At 39.5% G+C, this 18,226-nt stretch carries 14 protein-coding genes, 1 tRNA gene and 1 pseudogene; 2 read left to right on the forward strand and 14 right to left on the reverse strand.

Annotated elements, in window-relative coordinates:
- Positions 1 to 113: 113 nt before the first annotated feature.
- From HT714_RS01510 to argR, 9 genes and pseudogenes are all read right to left on the reverse strand, one after another.
- Positions 114 to 185, reverse strand: a tRNA-Glu gene (locus tag HT714_RS01510).
- Positions 186 to 574: 389 nt separating this feature from the next.
- Positions 575 to 1,008, reverse strand: a pseudogene (locus tag HT714_RS01515) (cytidine deaminase).
- A gap of 13 nt (positions 1,009 to 1,021) precedes the next feature.
- Complete coding sequence (gene gltX / locus HT714_RS01520) at positions 1,022 to 2,482, reverse strand: glutamate--tRNA ligase (protein WP_173251376.1); 1,461 nt, start codon at positions 2,480 to 2,482, stop codon at positions 1,022 to 1,024.
- A 130-nt stretch (positions 2,483 to 2,612) separates the two neighbouring features.
- Positions 2,613 to 3,962 carry a glucose-6-phosphate isomerase gene (locus tag HT714_RS01525; protein WP_000018268.1) on the reverse strand — a complete coding sequence of 450 codons (1,350 nt, stop codon included), beginning with the start codon at positions 3,960 to 3,962 and terminating at the stop codon, positions 2,613 to 2,615.
- Positions 3,963 to 4,131: 169 nt separating this feature from the next.
- Positions 4,132 to 4,821, reverse strand: a complete 690-nt coding sequence (locus tag HT714_RS01530) for a gamma-glutamyl-gamma-aminobutyrate hydrolase family protein (RefSeq protein ID WP_173251378.1) — start codon at positions 4,819 to 4,821, stop codon at positions 4,132 to 4,134.
- Between the two features lie 288 nt (positions 4,822 to 5,109).
- Positions 5,110 to 6,876 carry a multidrug efflux ABC transporter subunit PatB gene (gene patB, locus HT714_RS01535; RefSeq protein ID WP_173251380.1) on the reverse strand — a complete coding sequence of 589 codons (1,767 nt, stop codon included), beginning with the start codon at positions 6,874 to 6,876 and terminating at the stop codon, positions 5,110 to 5,112.
- A 1-nt stretch (position 6,877) separates the two neighbouring features.
- Positions 6,878 to 8,584, reverse strand: a complete 1,707-nt coding sequence (gene patA / locus HT714_RS01540) for a multidrug efflux ABC transporter subunit PatA (protein WP_173251383.1) — start codon at positions 8,582 to 8,584, stop codon at positions 6,878 to 6,880.
- A gap of 145 nt (positions 8,585 to 8,729) precedes the next feature.
- Positions 8,730 to 11,264, reverse strand: a complete 2,535-nt coding sequence (mutS, locus tag HT714_RS01545) for a DNA mismatch repair protein MutS (RefSeq protein ID WP_173251385.1) — start codon at positions 11,262 to 11,264, stop codon at positions 8,730 to 8,732.
- 50 nt (positions 11,265 to 11,314) lie between these two features.
- Positions 11,315 to 11,761 carry an arginine repressor gene (gene argR / locus HT714_RS01550; RefSeq protein WP_001231476.1) on the reverse strand — a complete coding sequence of 149 codons (447 nt, stop codon included), beginning with the start codon at positions 11,759 to 11,761 and terminating at the stop codon, positions 11,315 to 11,317.
- A 135-nt stretch (positions 11,762 to 11,896) separates the two neighbouring features.
- Here argR and argS point away from each other — a divergent pair, with 135 nt between their 5' ends.
- Entirely contained in the window at positions 11,897 to 13,588 is a 1,692-nt protein-coding gene (argS, locus tag HT714_RS01555) for an arginine--tRNA ligase (RefSeq protein ID WP_173251387.1), read from the forward strand.
- Between the two features lie 328 nt (positions 13,589 to 13,916).
- Positions 13,917 to 14,162 carry a hypothetical protein gene (locus HT714_RS01560; protein WP_049532292.1) on the forward strand — a complete coding sequence of 82 codons (246 nt, stop codon included), beginning with the start codon at positions 13,917 to 13,919 and terminating at the stop codon, positions 14,160 to 14,162.
- A gap of 142 nt (positions 14,163 to 14,304) precedes the next feature.
- Here the strand turns inward: HT714_RS01560 and HT714_RS01565 are convergent, their stop codons facing one another.
- The 5 genes from HT714_RS01565 to HT714_RS01585 form a co-directional block, all read right to left on the reverse strand.
- Entirely contained in the window at positions 14,305 to 14,613 is a 309-nt protein-coding gene (locus tag HT714_RS01565) for a hypothetical protein (protein ID WP_112445476.1), read from the reverse strand.
- 73 nt (positions 14,614 to 14,686) lie between these two features.
- Complete coding sequence (locus tag HT714_RS09565; RefSeq protein ID WP_234990575.1) at positions 14,687 to 15,103, reverse strand: hypothetical protein; 417 nt, start codon at positions 15,101 to 15,103, stop codon at positions 14,687 to 14,689.
- A gap of 28 nt (positions 15,104 to 15,131) precedes the next feature.
- Positions 15,132 to 16,286 carry an FtsX-like permease family protein gene (locus HT714_RS01575; RefSeq protein ID WP_173226894.1) on the reverse strand — a complete coding sequence of 385 codons (1,155 nt, stop codon included), beginning with the start codon at positions 16,284 to 16,286 and terminating at the stop codon, positions 15,132 to 15,134.
- Complete coding sequence (locus HT714_RS01580) at positions 16,276 to 16,956, reverse strand: ABC transporter ATP-binding protein (RefSeq protein WP_112445486.1); 681 nt, start codon at positions 16,954 to 16,956, stop codon at positions 16,276 to 16,278. Before HT714_RS01580 ends, HT714_RS01575 begins: the two co-directional genes overlap by 11 nt.
- Positions 16,957 to 17,305: 349 nt before the next feature.
- Positions 17,306 to 18,226 (reverse strand): XRE family transcriptional regulator, encoded by a 921-nt coding sequence (locus HT714_RS01585; RefSeq protein ID WP_173226896.1) that lies wholly within the window; start codon positions 18,224 to 18,226, stop codon positions 17,306 to 17,308.

Genomic DNA, 18,226 nt, shown 5'->3' on the forward strand with positions numbered 1-18,226 from the left:
GTGACAACTATATCAGTATATCACAGTCACTTTCGCTTGTCAACACTTTTTTGAAACTTTTTTAAGTTTTTTTGAAACTTTTTTTCATCAAGTGTTCCAACCGCAACATACCATAGTCCGTACGGGATTCGAACCCGTGTTACCGCCGTGAAAAGGCGGTGTCTTAACCCCTTGACCAACGGACCAGAGTTGTTATTTTCAACTCTTACTATTATACAGCCTTTTTGTTTTTTGTCAACTACTTTTTTAAACTTTTTTTACTTTTTTGCATTGGGTAACTTCTCAAAGTAACTTCCACCATAGCGGAACTTAATCTGAAACGCTTTCAGATGAGGGGATTTTGTGCGCTCTTTTTTCGATTCATTTTGGCTACAAAAGCAATGAAATCAAGCATTAGCAAAACCAGTAGAACTTACCCTGACACGAATTTCCACTGGTTTTTACGATTTTTATCAGACTAACTTCCACTTGGATTAGCAGTAGAACTTAGTTTGGGAATTTACCAATTTTTCAATTCTTTTCAAGTACAGTTTTTCAAATTATAGTAAAAAGAGCCAGAATTGTACTGACCCTTCTATTGCTCTTTAAACTTAGAAGCACGTTCTTCTCCCCACCAATAGGGCATTAGTTCTGCGATTTTCACTGTCTTTCTTCTATCGTAGTCCATCATGAATTCTGCATCCTTATTTTCAGCGTTCAACTCTAAGAGGAACTCTCTGCAAGCTCCACAGGGCATTCCTGAACTTCCACCATAAGGTGGTTTGTCTCGAAAGGCTAATACTTTTTTAACCTTAGTTTGTCCTGAAAATTGGTACATATTAAAGAGTGCCGCTCGCTCTGCGCAAAGATGGAAAACACCACAGGTTCCCTCCATACAAAACCTGTAAATATTTGTCCATCTTCTGCTTCTACTGCAGCTACAACATGATTCGCATAAACAAAGTCTGATACTTCATGTGGATTATACAATTTCTGTGCTTCTTCGTACATCTTTTCCCAGATGCCCATTATTACATCCTTCTTATTTAGAGATTTCTTTTAGCATGTTTTCGATATGCTGAATTGATTTTTCACGACCTAACAAGAAAATTGTATCTGGCAATTCTGGCCCATGCATCTCACCTGAAACCGCGATACGAATTGGCATGAAAAGATTTTTCCCTTTAATACCTGTTTCTTTTTGAACAGCTTTTATTTGCGGGAAGATATTTTCTGTCACAAATTCATCATCTGTCATCGCCTCAAGTTTTGCTTTGAAGTCTTCAAGAACTGTTGGGACTGTTTCCCCCGCCATGACTTCGCGCTCTGCTTCTGTCATTTCTGGGAAATCTGAGAAGAAAAGATCTGTCAATGGGATAATCTCATCTACTGATTTCATTTGTGGTTTATAGAGTTCAACTAGTTTTTCAGCTTTGTCAGTTAAACGGTCTGCTTCCTCTAAGAATGGTTTTGCCATTTCAAAGATAGTTTCTAGGTCTGCATTCTTGATATAGTCATTGCTCATCCAGTCGAGTTTCTTCTGATCAAAGGCTGCTGGTGACTTGCTGAGGCGGTTTTCATCGAAAAGTTTAATGAGTTCTTCACGAGAGAAGATTTCATCTTCGCCACCTGGGTTCCAACCAAGAAGAGCAATGAAGTTAAAGACTGCTTCTGGAAGGTAACCTTTCTTTCGATAATCTTCGATAAATTGAAGTGTATTAGTATCACGTTTAGATAACTTCTTACCCGTCTCAGAGTTGATAATCAAGGTCATATGACCAAACTCTGGAGCTTCCCAACCAAGGGCTTCATAAACCATGAGCTGTTTTGGTGTATTAGCAATGTGGTCGTCTCCACGGATAACATGAGAGATTTGCATATCGTGGTCATCGATAACAACGGCAAAGTTGTATGTTGGGTAACCATCTTTCTTTTGGATAACCCAGTCACCGCCGATATTGCCACCTTCAAATTCGATATCACCTTTGACCATATCATGCCACTTGTAGATACCTGACTCATTGACAGCCAAACGAACTGTTGGTATGATGCCAGCTGCTTCACGTTCTGCGATATAAGCCGCTTTTTCCTCTTCACTCATACCAAGGTATTCGTTGATATATCGAGGTGTTTCACCAGCAGCTTCTTGACGTTCACGTTCAGCTGCCAACTCTTCTTCTGTAACGTAAGATTTGTAGGCTTTTCCTTCAGCTAATAGTTGGTCGATGTATTTTTGATACAAGTCCAAACGCTCAGACTGGCGGTAGTTTTCATGTGTTTCTGGGCTTTCATCCCAATCCATGCCTAACCAGCGAAGGTTTTCAAGCTGTGAACGTTCACCATCCTCGACATGACGTTTTCGGTCAGTATCTTCGATACGAATGATAAAAGTTCCACCATGATGACGGGCGTAAAGGTAGTTGAACAATGCTGTACGGGCATTTCCGATGTGTAGTAGTCCTGTTGGACTTGGTGCGTAACGTACGCGGATATCTTTTGACATAGTTTCTCCTATAAAGTCTCTAGGCGTCTGCCTTTTTGCTCTCTATATTATATCACAAGTCTTGGCTGAGTCCAATTTCTATGGATAAAGAGAGTAAAAAGAGTGGACAAACCACTCTTTTCTTCTATTATTATAGACGTGCGTTAAGTTCTTTGCTCAATTCTTCAAATCCTGGTTTTCCAAGAAGGGCGAACATGTTACGTTTGTAAGCTTCAACACCTGGTTGGTCAAATGGGTTGATGGCATTCAAGTAACCTGAAAGGGCAATTGCCAATTCGAAGAAGTAGATAGTGTAACCAAGAGTGAAGGCATCTTGCTCTGGAAGAGTCACGTACATGTTTGGTACATCACCATCTGTGTGGGCAAGAAGAACACCGTCAGTCGCTTTTTTGTTTACAAAGTCAACGTCTTTTCCTTGAAGGTAACCAAGTCCGTCAAGGTCTTCTTCCAAGCTAGGGATAATCACGTTTTTACGAGGTTTGTCAACACGGACAACTGTTTCAAACATGATACGAGTTCCTTCTTGGATAAATTGACCCAATGAGTGCAAGTCAGTTGAGAAGTTGGCTGAAGTTGGGTAGATACCTTTTTGGTCTTTCCCTTCTGATTCACCAGCCAATTGTTTCCACCACTCTGAGAAGTATTGAAGTGATGGCTCGTAGTTTACCAAGATCTCAGTTGCATAGCCTTTACGGTAAAGAATGTTACGAACTGCTGCGTATTGGTAAGCTTCGTTTTCAGAGATTTTATCTGAAGTGTAGTCTTTGCGAGCTGCGTTAGCACCTTCCATAAGGGCTTTGATGTCAGCTCCTGATGCTGCGATTGGAAGCAAACCAACGGCTGTCAATACTGAGAAGCGTCCACCGATATCATCTGGAACAACAAATGTTTCCCAACCATTTGCGTCTGCTTCAACCTTAACAGCACCTTTTTGGCGGTCAGTTGTTGCATAGATACGTTTGTTTGCTTCTTCTTGTCCGTATTTCTTAACCAAGAGTTCTTTGAAGACACGGAAAGCAATAGCTGGTTCAGTTGTTGTACCTGATTTAGAAATCACGTTTACTGAGAAGTCTTTGTCAGCTACGTACTCTACCAAGTCAGCAAGGTAAGTAGATGAGATTGAGTTTCCTGCGTAAAGGATTTGTGGAGCTTTGCGCTCTTCTTTTGTTTGCAAGTTTGCAAAGTGGTGGTTCAAGAAATCGATTGCTGCTTTGGCACCAAGGTAAGATCCTCCGATACCGATAACAACCAAAACATCGCTGTCTGACTTGATTTGCTCAGCAGCTTTCAAGATGCGGTCAAACTCTTCGCGGTCGTAGTTTTCAGGAAGGTCCAACCATCCCAAGAAGTCGCTACCAGCACCAGTTCCTTTACGGATCAATTCATCTGCTGCTGTTACTTGTGATTGCATGTATTCCACTTCATGTGGTGCAACAAATTTGTCTAAAACTTTTGAATAATCAAATTTAATATGTGACATGTTATTCCTCCAATATTTCTTCTTTTCTATCATAACGCTTACCTTCGTTTTTTTCAAGTTTTTTTGTCGAATTTCTCCAATTTTTATCAGAATTCAAACGTTTGCGTAAAAATGCCGTATTCCAAAAATTTTGAAAAAATAAAAGAAAGAACGACTAGATGTCCAGTCGTTACAGTTCATTCAATAAATACTCAAATAATTCTAAATTGCCATCTTCTTCATTGACCAGAAACTCTGGATGCCACTGCAAACCGATGATGCGGTGCTCGTCGATAGACTCAATCGCTTCGATGGTTTGGTCTCTTGGATCAATAGCAGTTACACGGAAATTAGGTGCCAAATCTTTAATACTTTGACGATGGACCGAGTTGACTTGACTTTCTTTTCCAAATAGCTTGGCCACCACGCTTCCTTCTATTGTCTCAATAGAATGAGATGTTCCGAAAGGTAGGCCTTGCCAGTGACCTTCGATTTCTTGATTGAGGGTTCCACCAAAGGCAACATTGACGAGTTGAACACCACGGCAGATTGCCATAATTGGTTTATTCTGACGGAGCGCTTCCTTCAATAGTGCCAATTCAAATTCATCACGGACCAGATTGTAATCATCGCTTTCGATGGTCTTTTTCTCTCCATAAAACTGAGGATGGACATTTTGGCCCCCTGTCAAGATGAGTTTGTCAATCATTTCCACATAATCGCCTACAACTGACTCATCACCGACAGGAATGACTAAAGGGAGACCACCGACTTGACGAATGCTCTCTGCGAATCTACAAGATACAGATGAATGAATGTTTTTGCCTTCTGCGTCTACGGGACATAGATTTGCAGCAACTCCTACAACCGTTCTAGCCATGATGCCTCTCCTTTCGAATGTTAATACTCTTCGAAAATCTCTTCAAACCACGTCAGCGTCGCCTTACCGTATATATGTTACTGACTTCGTCAGTTCTATCTACAACCTCAAAGCAGTGCTTTGAGCAACCTACGGCTAGCTTCCTAGTTTGCTCTTTGATTTTCATTGAGTATAACGATAGTCCTATCATATCACTCAAAATGACTTTCGTCTAATATGTTTTTTTTAAGACTGTGATAAATATTTTTTATGGACAAGAAAAAGCTGCCCCATAGGACAACTTCTTTCTTATTCAAAAACAAATTGATTGTGATAGAGTTCTGAGTAGAATCCACCTAGTTTCAAGAGTTCATGATGGCCACCGCGTTCAATAACTTCTCCATCTTTAAGGACAATAATCTGATCTGCATTGAGGATGGTTTTCAAGCGGTGGGCAATGACGAAACTAGTTCTACCTGCTACAACCGCCTCCATGGCATGCTGAATCTTGCTTTCTGTCACCGTATCTACGTTTGAAGTTGCTTCATCTAGAATGAGAACTTCTGGATCTGTCATCAGGGTTCGAGCGATAGAAATCAATTGCTTTTGCCCAGTTGAGAAGATGCTCTGGTCATCATCGATAAGAGTATCATATTTATCAGGTAAGCTTTCGATATAGTCGTGAATATGGGTTGCTTTTGCTGCTGCCTCAACCATTTCTTGATTAGCATTTGGCACACCAAAGCGGATATTGTCTCGAATGGTTCCGCTAAAAAGAACGGAATCTTGCAAGACAATCCCGACCTTACTTCTGAGACTATCTAAATCATAGTCACGAATATCTTTCCCATCAAAATAAATGCCACCAGCATCAACATCATAAAATCGATTGATGAGGTTCATAATAGTGGTTTTTCCTGAACCCGTCGGCCCAACAACTGCGGTCATCTGTCCTTTCGGAGCGGAAATGCTGACATCTTTCAAAATAGGTTTATCAGGCAGGTATGAAAAATCAATGTGACTAATTTCAACACCTTCTTGCAACTTAGTAAAGATCTGCGCCTTCTCAGGTCGGATTTCTTCCTCTGCGTCAAACATTTCCTGAATCCGTTCAGCACCTGTAAAGGCTAACTGAAGGCTTCCCCAACTAGCTGCAACTTGAATAATAGGCTGGTAGTACTGCTGAGAAAATTGGGCAAACATAACAATCAAACCTAGGGCTGTACTTGTTTCGACAGACTTATCATTCAAAAGTACAGCTGAACCAGCAAAGATGACGATGGCTGTATTAACCAGACTCATTCCATTCATGACAGGGAAAAGAATTCCTGAGAACATTCTTCCTTTAAAGGTTGCCTTGCGCACGCGCTCATTTTGTTTAAGAAATCCTGCCATCATATCCTCTTGAATCCCTTGAACAATGACAGCTTTTTGGCCTGAGATACTCTCATCCATATAGGCGTTGAGTTGCCCTACCTCTTTTTGCTGGAGGTTGGTGTATTTGCGTGCCATTTTCACGATGAAAATCAGCATGAGGAAGGCTACTGGTGTGCTGGCAATGGTGATGAGAGCCAGCGTCACACTTCTCGAAAACATGACAAGAATCAGACCAATGTATAAAACAATATTGCTCATGACCTGAACCAGACTTTCATTAAAGGCTTGGAGGATATTATCCAAATCACTAGTAAAACGAGACAGGATATCGCCATCTTGTCGGCGGTCAAAGAAAGAAACCGTCAACCGAGCAAGCTTACCGAAGAGGCCTTTGCGCATCTCGTTGGTCGATTCTGCAATCACACGCGTCATAAGACACATGTATATCACACTGGAGATAAATAAAACCAAAACTAGCAGGCCAAGATTGACCATGATTCCTGATAGGCTTTGCCAAACAAGTTCTGGATTGCCATCTTGATAAGCTTGAACTAAATTGGCTAGCTCTGTTACCGCTTGTCCAGAAAAGACCGGAAAGAGGGCTTGGGCAAGAGTTGCCAGAACAATCATCAGGATGACGACTACAAATGATAGCTTATAGACTTTAAAATAATTCCAAAAAAATTGAACAGTCTTCATTTTACTCCTCCTTTCCTTTCTGTGTTTCATAGATTTCACGGTAAACGGCATTGTTGGCAACCAAGTCTGCATGCGTGCCTTGACCAATCAATCGCCCTTGATCTAGAACCAAGATTTTATCTGCATGAACAACCGAGCTAATCTTTTGCGCGATGATAATGGTTGTTGTCCCCTTCAAGTCCTTATTCAAGGCTTCCTGAACCAGACGCTCTGACTTGGCATCCAAGGCTGAGGTAGAATCATCAAAAATCAGAATACGTGGATTGCTGACAATCCCACGGGCAATCGACATCCTTTGCTTTTGCCCACCTGAAAAGTTGGTTCCCCGTTCCTCAACTGGACTTTCAAAGGTTTTCTCCATACGATGAATGAATTCACTGGCTTGAGCAATATTGGCTGCGCGCTCCATCTCAAATAGAGTGGCATCTCCCTTACCCTGTCTTAGATTATCTGCAATCGTTCCACTAAAGAGAATGGCACGTTGGAGAACGATAGAAACAGTTTTACGCAGGGTTCCTTCACTCACTTCTCGAATATCCTTGCCTCCGATTTTGATAGAGCCTTCCTGTGGGTCAAAGAGACGTGGAATCAATTGAGCCAAGGTTGATTTTCCTGCACCAGTCGCTCCAACGACACCAACCATCTGACCAGGTTCAATAGTAAATCTCACATCTTTCAGCATCGGTTCCTTGTCCATTGGATAGGTAAAGGTCACATTTTCAAAGCTAAGACTGCCGACCAACTCTTCATCTGGGACATCCTTGAAGGTCATGGCTGGCTCTGCATCCAGAATTTCTCGAATACGACGCATAGAAATCATGGCACGACTGACAGAATTTCCCAAAAATCCAACCATAACAATGGTAAAGATAATCTGACTTAGGTAATTGACAAAGGAAGCAATGGAGCCAACAACTGACGGATCCGACTGAACCATCCCTGCAACTAACCAAATAGAGAGGAATACCGCCCCATAACCGACCAACATCATAAAGGGTTCCACTACTGAAAAGGCATAACCAATGTAAAGATTTTGACCGAGTAGCTCGTCTGAAACCTCCGTAAACTTAGCAAACTGCTCTTTTTCTTGGACAAAGGACTTGACCACACGAACACCGCGCAGATTTTCCTTGGCAATGGCATTGATGCGTTCAAGCAGGGTTTGAAACTTGGCAAAACGAGGTCCCATCATTCCCATCATGACGGCAGTCAAGCCAAAAATTAAGATTACCATGAGAACAATCACCCACCACAGAGAAGGTAGTGTTTGAACCGCCAGGATAAACGAACCGATGAACAAGAGGGGAAGTCTGAAAAGAATTTGGAAGGTCATCATGACGACGTTCTGAATCTGGTTGATATCATTTGTCATGCGAACGACTAGATTTCCCGCATTAAATTGTTCAATATTGGCATAAGAAAAGGTTTGGATTTTACGGAAGGCGTCCTCCCGAAGGTCGGATGAAACTCCTTGAGCAATATAGGCTGCAAGGACAACATTGAGACCACCAGCAACTAGACCAACCACGGCCACACCAATCAACCAAGCCCCGATACTATAAATAGCTTCATATTTTCCAGCAAGGAGGGCGTCTAAGACTTCCTGCAAATAACGCGGTTGCAAAAGTGAACTAGCAACCATCAAGCCTGTCATCAGGAGCGAAGCCAAGGCCTGCCACTTGTAGGTTTTTATTTTCTGAATCAGCATACTTTCTCCTTAAAAAATAGACAAAAGGGAGCGACAATGCGTCAGCTCATTCTCATTCTGTTTGTGTGATGTTATTCTAGCAAAAAAGTGGGGGATTGTCAAAGAAGTCTCCTTGATATAGCTAGAATGACAAGTAATTCATTCTTTATAATTTTTGTTTTAACTCGACCAAGACATTCATAGCCTGCATAGGTGTCATATTGTAAACATCCAGTTTAGACAATTCTGCTAGGATAGGATGCTCTTCTGCCCTATCAAAGAGTGAAATCTGTTCAGTGACATCACTTGTTTGCCACATCAGACTTGGACTTTCTCCCCCTTGACTCTCTAGTTGAGTCAAAATCTTGTCCGCTCTAACTAAAAGGTCTGCTGGCAAGCCAGCAATCTTGGCAACATGAATACCATAGGATTTATCGGCTGGACCTGGTTCAATCTTGTGAAGGAAGGTAACCTGCCCATCCTGCTCCAAAGTTGCCACGTGGACATTGACCAAGTGTTCCAAGCTGGACTCCAGACTAGTCAATTCATGGTAGTGGGTCGCAAAGAGGGTCTTGGCTCCGATATGCTCATGGATGTATTCGATGATAGATTGAGCAAGAGCCATACCGTCATAAGTTGCTGTTCCACGACCTAACTCATCAAAGAGAATCAAGGAATTCTTTGTTGCATGCGAAATAGCATTATTGGCCTCCATCATCTCCACCATAAAGGTTGATTGACCTGAAACCAAGTCATCGGCTGCTCCAATACGAGTAAAGATTGCATCAAAAATCGGCAAATGGGCACTTTCTGCTGGCACATAAGAACCCAGCTGGGCCATAACCGCCGTCATGGCTAACTGACGCATGTAGGTAGACTTCCCGCTCATGTTGGGCCCTGTAATCAGCTGAATACTAGTATCTTCTGCCATCTGAATCGTATTGGGAATATAGGTATGAGCCCCCATAACCTTTTCAACGACAGCATGGCGCCCTTTCTGGATATCAATTCGCGAATCCTCTCCGAACTCTGGCCGAATCAAATGCTGGGTTTCAGCCACAACCGCCAGACTCTGTAAGACATCAACTGTCGCAATGCCTTGAGCTAGAGCCTGCAAACGCTGGATGTACTTGCTGACCTCTTCACGAATACGCATAAAAATTTCGTACTCTAGGTTAGCTGACTTTTCACGCGCCTCCAGCATATCTCCCTCGATACGGGCTAATTCTTCGGTTCCAAAGCGTTCTGAGTTTTTCAGCGTCGCCTTTCGGAAAAAGTGAGCAGGCACATTTCCCAGTTGCGAATTGGTTACATGGAAATAGTAGCCATCCTTCTTATTGTAGTCAATCTTGAGCGTACTGATACCAGAATTTTCGCGTTCCTTAGCCTCAATCTCAGCAATCCAACCAGTCCCTTCTCTGAGCACACGACGGTACTTGTCTAAAGTCTCATCAAATCCAGTCCGGATAATGCCACCTTCTGTAATCACATGGGGAGCTTCAGGAGCAATCGCTGCGCTAATCAAACTCTCTAACTCAGGGATTCCATCCAATTGTTCGATAAGATAGGCTAGAGCAGGTTGCTCCATTCCTTCTAAAATCGCACGAATCCGTGGCACACTGGACAAGGTGGTCGCCAACTGCAAGAGATCCTTGGGATTGGTTTTGCCAAAAGAAACACGACTAGCCAAGCGCTCAATGTCATAGACACCTTTGAGACTATCCGTTAAATCACTGCGCTCAAAGAAGTGGTCAAGAAAGACCTGCACCACCTCTTGACGTTGGACGATTCGCTCCTTGTCAATCAAGGGACGATGAATCCAAGAACGCAAGAGACGCATACCCATAGCCGTTTTGGTTTCATCCAAAAGCCAGAAAAGACTGCCTTGCTTCTTGCCTGAACGGGCATTTTCAACCAAATCCAGACTAGCCTTGGTCGCATAATCCATCTGCAAGAAATCCTTGATTTCATAGCGGATAACAGGTTTGAGGTGGTTCAACTCCCGCATCTGAGTCCGATGAACATACTGGAGGAGCTTGCTAGATGCTGCTTGCTCCACAGTCGCCAATCGTGAATCCAGTAAATGAAGGTCTTCAAAGCTTTCTTTTTCATAAGAGAGTACCAGATTCATCTGGCGACTGAGGATTTGTTCTTCTTCCTCAGACAAGCCATAACCCAACACCACTTCTCGCGCCTTGAGATTACGGATTTCTCCACAAACCAGCGTGAAATCCAATAAACCTGTCACATAAAAGTCACCGGTCACCAGGTCCATATAAGCTAGACCAAATTGATTGCCATCACGATCTATGGCAACCAAGAAATTGTTTTGGCTGTCTGGCTTACTGCTATCGACCACTGTCCCTGGCGTAATAACCTGAACAACTTCTCGTTTCACAACCCCAACTGCTTGTTTAGGATCTTCCATCTGCTCTGCGATAGCCACCTTATACCCCTGCTCAATCAAAACATCAATGTACTGTTGGGCAGAATGATAGGGGACACCCGCCATAGGAATCGGATTGTCGGCATTCTTGTTGCGACTCGTTAAGGAAATTTCCAGAATCTGCGCAGCATTGACCGCATCCTCATAAAATAATTCATAAAAATCACCCATACGAAAGAGCAAAAAAGCATCTGGATATTGCTTTTTAATATCCACATACTGTTGCATGCCGGGTGATAGCTTTTCTGTCGCCATTTTCCGTCTCTCCTTGTCAAAAATAAGTCTTGAGAGCAACTCTCAAGACCTTACTTATCTTTCATCAAATCTAGCAAACGATCTTCCATGAGTTTGGCAACGTGCTGGTCTCGACAAATGACCAATAAGGTATTGGCACCAGCAACTGTTCCTAAAATCCATTCATCCTTGTTTGCATCTACAATATTTGCCAAAACAGAAGCTTCTCCCAGTTTGGTATGAAGCACCAAGGTAAACTCTGCTCTTGCAACACCTTCTAAATGATGAGACAAAAATTCCACCAAATCAATCTTTTCTGTCTCATTTGCTAGTACATAATACACCATATCATTTTTCTTGACCTTGGTCAAGCCGATTTCGCGCAAATCACGAGACAGGGTTGTCTGCGTCACAAAAACATTGTGTGCCTCCAGCCGATCTTGAATTTCTTTTTGTGTACTTAATTTCTCCTCAGTAATCATTTTTTTTATTAACTGATGACGATCTCTTTTTCTCATAAAATCCTCTTATGTGAATATTTATAACTAATTTTATAACTATATTATACCAAAAAAATAGGAGATTTCAAAAATTTTTTCTTCTTTCTTTAAAATTGTGATAAAATAGTAGAAAAGTCCAAAAAGGAGCTCTTAATGAATACAAAAGAATTGATTGCTAGCGAGTTGGCTAGCGTCATTGATAGCCTGGACCAAGAGGCTATTTTAAATTTACTAGAAACCCCTAAAAACTCAGAAATGGGAGACATCGCTTTCCCTGCTTTTTCTCTTGCAAAAGTCGAACGTAAAGCCCCTCAAATGATTGCGGCTGAACTGGCCGAAAAAATTAACAGCCAATCCTTTGAAAAGGTTGTTGCAACAGGACCTTACGTCAACTTTTTCCTTGATAAATCTGCCATTTCTGCTCAAGTATTGCAAGCTGTTATCACTGAAAAAGAACACTATGCTGACCAAACTATTGGCAAACAAGAAAATGTTGTTATCGACATGTCTAGTCCCAATATCGCTAAGCCATTCTCTATTGGCCACCTACGCTCAACTGTTATCGGAGATAGCTTGTCACATATTTTCCAAAAAATCGGTTATCAAACGGTCAAGGTCAACCATTTGGGAGACTGGGGTAAACAGTTTGGGATGTTGATTGTTGCCTACAAAAAATGGGGCGACGAAGAAGCTGTAAAAGCTCATCCAATTGATGAACTTCTTAAACTCTATGTCCGCATCAATGCTGAGGCTGAAAATGACCCTAGCTTGGATGAAGAAGCACGCGAATGGTTCCGTAAGCTTGAAAATGGCGACGAGGAAGCTCTCGCTCTTTGGCAATGGTTCCGTGATGAAAGTTTAGTGGAATTTAACCGCCTTTACAATGAATTGCAAGTCGAATTTGACAGCTACAACGGAGAAGCCTTCTACAACGATAAGATGGATGCAGTTGTAGACATTCTTTCTGAAAAAGGCCTTCTTGTTGAATCAGAAGGTGCCCAGGTTGTAAATCTTGAGAAATATGGAATTGAACATCCAGCCCTCATCAAGAAATCTGATGGTGCAACTCTCTACATCACACGTGACTTGGCCGCAGCCCTTTACCGTAAAAATGAATACCAATTTGCCAAATCTATCTACGTCGTTGGTCAAGAGCAATCTGCCCACTTTAAACAGCTCAAAGCTGTCTTGCAAGAGATGGGCTACGACTGGAGTGACAACATTACCCACGTTCCTTTTGGTTTGGTTACAAAAGAAGGGAAGAAACTCTCTACTCGTAAAGGGAATGTCATCTTGCTAGAGCCTACTGTTGCAGAGGCTATTAGCCGTGCCAAGGCCCAAATAGAGGCTAAAAATCCTGAACTTGAAAATAAAGATCAGGTAGCCCATGCTGTTGGAGTTGGAGCCATTAAATTCTATGACCTCAAGACCGACCGTACAAATGGATACGACTTCGACCTAGAGGCTATGGTATCCTTCGAGGGTGAAACTGGACCTTATGTTCAATACGCCTACGCTCGTATCCAATCTATCTTACGTAAAGCAGACTTCAAACCAGAAACAGCCGGCAACTATAGCTTGAATGATGCTGAAAGCTGGGAAATCATCAAACTCATCCAAGACTTCCCACGTATTATCAACCGTGCGGCGGATAACTTTGAACCTTCTATCATTGCTAAATTTGCAATTAGCCTGGCTCAAGCCTTTAACAAATATTATGCACATACACGTATCTTGGATGAAAGCCCAGAACGCGACAGCCGTCTAGCCCTCAGCTACGCAACCGCAGTCGTTCTCAAAGAAGCCCTTCGCTTGCTTGGAGTAGAAGCGCCTGAGAAGATGTAAATCGTTACAAGAGACTGGAACTAAAGTTCCTAGTCTCTTGACGGCAATCGCTATATGGCGAATTGCCTAAACGCTTCACTAATTCACCTAACCAAATAATATCGATTTGGTTAGGCTCATGTCGTAATCTTTTAATCACTTTATTGTAAAGTAGTCTAAGTAACTAACGCCAAATCCTATCAGAGATTTGGCTAGGTGCTTCACTAGTTTTAGGACATAAATATGATCGATTTATGTTCCAGAACGTCGTAACTAGAGATACTTGTCTAAACGCTTCACTAATTCAATCTACTCACTACTACTTCTTTATCATACAGGGAGATTTCCTATGAGCCAATATGCTTATATCCTCGTTGTAATTAGCTTGGTTTTCCTTTTTCTGCTCAATAAGTACGAAAAGGAGAGACTGCAAAGGCTCTACCAAGAACAACTTTTGAAGGATGAAACATTTAGGACTGACATCAAAGAGAAAATTCACACGACTGAAAATATTAATGATGTCATTGCTTACATCAATAAAACTTATCATCTGGGAATGTTACTGTCAAAAGACATTACAGATCAATTGAAATAAACCTAGCTATTCTTTAAGAAATATGAAAACCGAGACTAAGAGTTTAATACTGAGTCTCGGTTTTTAGTATGTTCAATTGAAACAAGTGTTGAAAACTTGTTGTAGCAATTCTAATATAGGGATGGATAGACTTTCAAAAATATCATTTACAAATATTTTTAAAGAAATTAAACTCCCTATATTTACTATTCTTATAGACTGTTAAATCAACATCCTCTACAACTTCTTTCACATCTATATTGACATCATAGGGCAAAGAAAGAAAATCTAAATTATAGAATTCTAGACTCATCTCTTTTAAAATAAGAAGTTCTAACAAGTATCCCTCCACTCTGATTTCAACTTGAATTATCTTAGACATGAAATTTTTTAGAATCATAAAGTCCTTTACTTGCTTTCTCTTAGGACCGACATACTCAAATCTTTTTCGTTCAAAAATAATTTTCTCCAAATGTTACACCATTTCAATAATATCATTTTCTAAATAACTGCAAAAGCAATTCTTCTTTTTAATGCAGTCTTCATTAAAATTTCCCTTGTTTAATTCTTCCAAAAATTTTTGAAATAGTGCAAATAAAAGCTCCTAGTAAAAATTCCTGTAGGAAAAATCCAAAATAAGTTCCCAACTGTAAATTTCTATTGAATGTAAATACGGAAGTTTCAGATTGAATCGTATTTTGTTCTATAAGCGTCATAGGAGTAACTCTGAAAATTCCAAACATCATTAAGGCATAGATCATTCCAAAAATAATTAATAACACCCAGCTGTGCTTACTTCTAGAAGAAATACTTCCCGATAACAAAGCTAATACTATTGACGGTATAATTTGTACGAATAACATAAATTGAAAAAGATTAAAATTATCTAGTGTAAAAAAACATATTGTAAATTCCACAATTAACATTAGAGAAAATACTCCATCTATTTTTGTAAATTTCATTTTACCTCCTTTAAATTCACATCCATCATTACCTTAGACCTTCAATAACATTTTTATTTGCTGCAACCATTGCAGGCATAATACTAAATACAATTCCAAATACACCCGTTGTGAATAGAGTAATCAAAATATGATCCAGAGTTAATGTCGTAACAAAACCACTCATGTTCATTAAAACAACAAATAATGTCGCTACTCCAATACCAGTTATAGCTCCCAGAAGCGATAAAAGAATCCCCTCCATCATATATGATTGATAAATATCAGATTTTTTAGCTCCCAAAGCTCGACGAATGGCTATCTCCTTACTACGTTCGCTAACAGAAGACAACATAGCATTCATAACCCCAAAACCAGCTACAAAAATTGAAATGCTTGATAACAGTGCAATGAAATTTAATATTGTAGTAGCTTGGGCCTTTGTTTCCTCATATACCCTTCTATTATCTATATATCCATAAGTTCCTTCCTTGCGGAATATTCCATAAGTATCTAAAGCAGATAAAGCCTTATTAATATTCTCCAACTGATTAGTTTCTACTACTAATTCATCAAAATATTCCCTTCCTCCTAAAAGTAACTCTTTGATTTCATTGGTAACCAATAAAGAAGGTAATCTTTCATTAACAGCTGATCCATAATATATTGCCTGAATTGGATATTCTTTTCCAGATATATTGATAGTTTCTCCTAAAAAAGTTTCAATATTTTCCTTTCGAGTCAATGACATGAGAGCCTTATCGCTAATAGCGACACCGCCATCTAGTTCCTCTAATGCTCTTCCTTTTAATAAAGCAGGCACAACTAAACCATTCTGATTCAAATCGCCCAATGTTCGAAAACTAAGATTCTGCTTAGAATCATTAAAATACGTTTCAGCATACAAGGCATAAGAGCTGGAAGAAAGTCTTGCAGGTTTTCCAATAGTTTGCTCAACCAATTGTTTATCTTCCTGTGTAAACCCTCTAATATCCAACATATTCTGAGGAGTATAAGTCATTGTTGCTGTGTCTTCTTCTATCTTTAAATCATTACCTAATGTAGAAGTTGTATAGGAAGAACTTGATAGTATTACTAATAAAACAAATGTTGCCACTGTGATGGCTAAGGATGTCAGAATACTTTGTCTTTTATTCCTCTTTAACAACTTTAGAGTATCTATTAACAGCTTTTTAAACTTCATGTAATCCTTCTCCTTCAGATGTTAGATACCCATTTTTCATTCGATACCTTGTTCTACAATGACTGGCAACAAACTCATCGTGAGTTACTACAATAATTGTCGTTCCAGAATGATTCAAATTTTGTAGAATTTGCAATATCTCATTCCTATTTTTCTCATCTAATGCACCTGTAGGTTCATCCGCTATAAGAAATCTAGGTTTATGAGCAAGAGCTCTAATTAAAGCAACTCGTTGCTTCTGTCCGCCTGATAAATGACTTGGGTACTCATTCATCTTATCTATAAGCCCTAAGTCTTGTAATAAACTATCAATGTATTCTATATCTGGCTGTTGGTCAGAATATAGGAATGATAATAAAATATTTTCTTTAACAGTATATTCATCAATAAGATGAAATTGTTGAAAAACAAATCCAATATCACGATTACGATAACTTGCTTGTTGATTTTCATTTAACTTCTCAATACTTTTTCCGTCTAATATATATTCTCCTTTAAATTCAGAATCAATCAGTCCCAAAATATTGATAAATGTCGATTTGCCCGAACCTGATGGTCCCATTATCGATACAAATTCTCCTTCAACTACCTTAAAATTTATTTCTCTTAAAACATTATTTTTTAGCGTCCCTTGTTCGTAACTTTTGCTAATATTTTTTAGTTCTAACATAGACCTTCCCATTCTATCTTTATTATTTATAAATCCAAAAAATGGCAACAACTAGCACTAACATATGTTCTCTCCTTATTTTTTCTACAGGATTATTATACTTCTATGTTACACATTCTCCAAGGTCATAAATGTCACTAATTTCAACAACTTATCTACTAATAAGTACTCAATTAGTATAAAAAGGAACTCGATACGAACTCAATCTAAGGGAAAAACATAATAACTCTTTAAATGATAAAACGCATAATATCAAGTTTTTAAACACCTGATATCATGCGTTTTTATGATTTCGAAAACTTTCTCTCGGTCTTTTTAACTAGTGACATTTTTGTCACTTTTTTATTTTCTAATGTTTATTTTTAAAAAAATCCTGGAGGTCATATTGCCATTGTTTTTCTAGCTGTTCTATCAAATGACTATTATCAATCATTCTAGCAAATATTTTTGCTTCTTGAAAATAATTTTCAGCTACTGGATAATCTTTTTTTACAAATAATGAATAGCGCCACTCCCATAGTCGAATAATTGGTTTTTTCTGATAGTCGTATGACTTTGAGGTAATTTCATTTAATTTATAGAGAATATCTTCAAATTGACTGTAATTAGCAATTTTTTCAAATATTCCTAACAACAAAAGTAATGAATCTCTGATTAGAAATGAATATTCAATATCAAACATCTCAACTTGTTGTAAAATTTTATCAGCTATTACTAAGAAGGTATTCACTTCAATCTCATCTATTATCGTATTTTGGTGTACTAATCTTACCAAAAATAGCTTTATGATTAAAATATCGTTAACTTCATATTTTGATTTCAACAAAATGTGATCGAAATACTCTTGTAAAATCATTCCTAAATTGCTATCATCATTCCACCAACCAAAGTCATCATATGCTTGTAAAACATCTATGATAAATCTTTCTTCCTCAGGTAGCCTATCATAATACTCTTCAAAAATCTTATCAAAAACACTCTCTTTCTTTTGGGCGATAGTTTCATCTTCGTATGTAGGAGTCCTCATCAAGAAATACTTCAATTCTAGGTATTCCTTATCCAACTCTATATAACTTGGCATCAACTTGTAATCTTCAACTCCCAAACGCTCAGCGATATATTTTAACTTTGTTAGTGTTGGTCTGGATTCTCCATTTTCAATTCTAATTAATTGACGGATACTTAATTCAGACTCATCACCACAAAATTCTGAACGACTGATTTTTTTAGCCAAACGTAATCTTTTAATTTTTTCGCCAAACTCTCGCAA

This window comes from Streptococcus sp. 3705 (genome assembly GCF_013277145.1).
Classification (GTDB): Bacteria; Bacillota; Bacilli; order Lactobacillales; family Streptococcaceae; genus Streptococcus.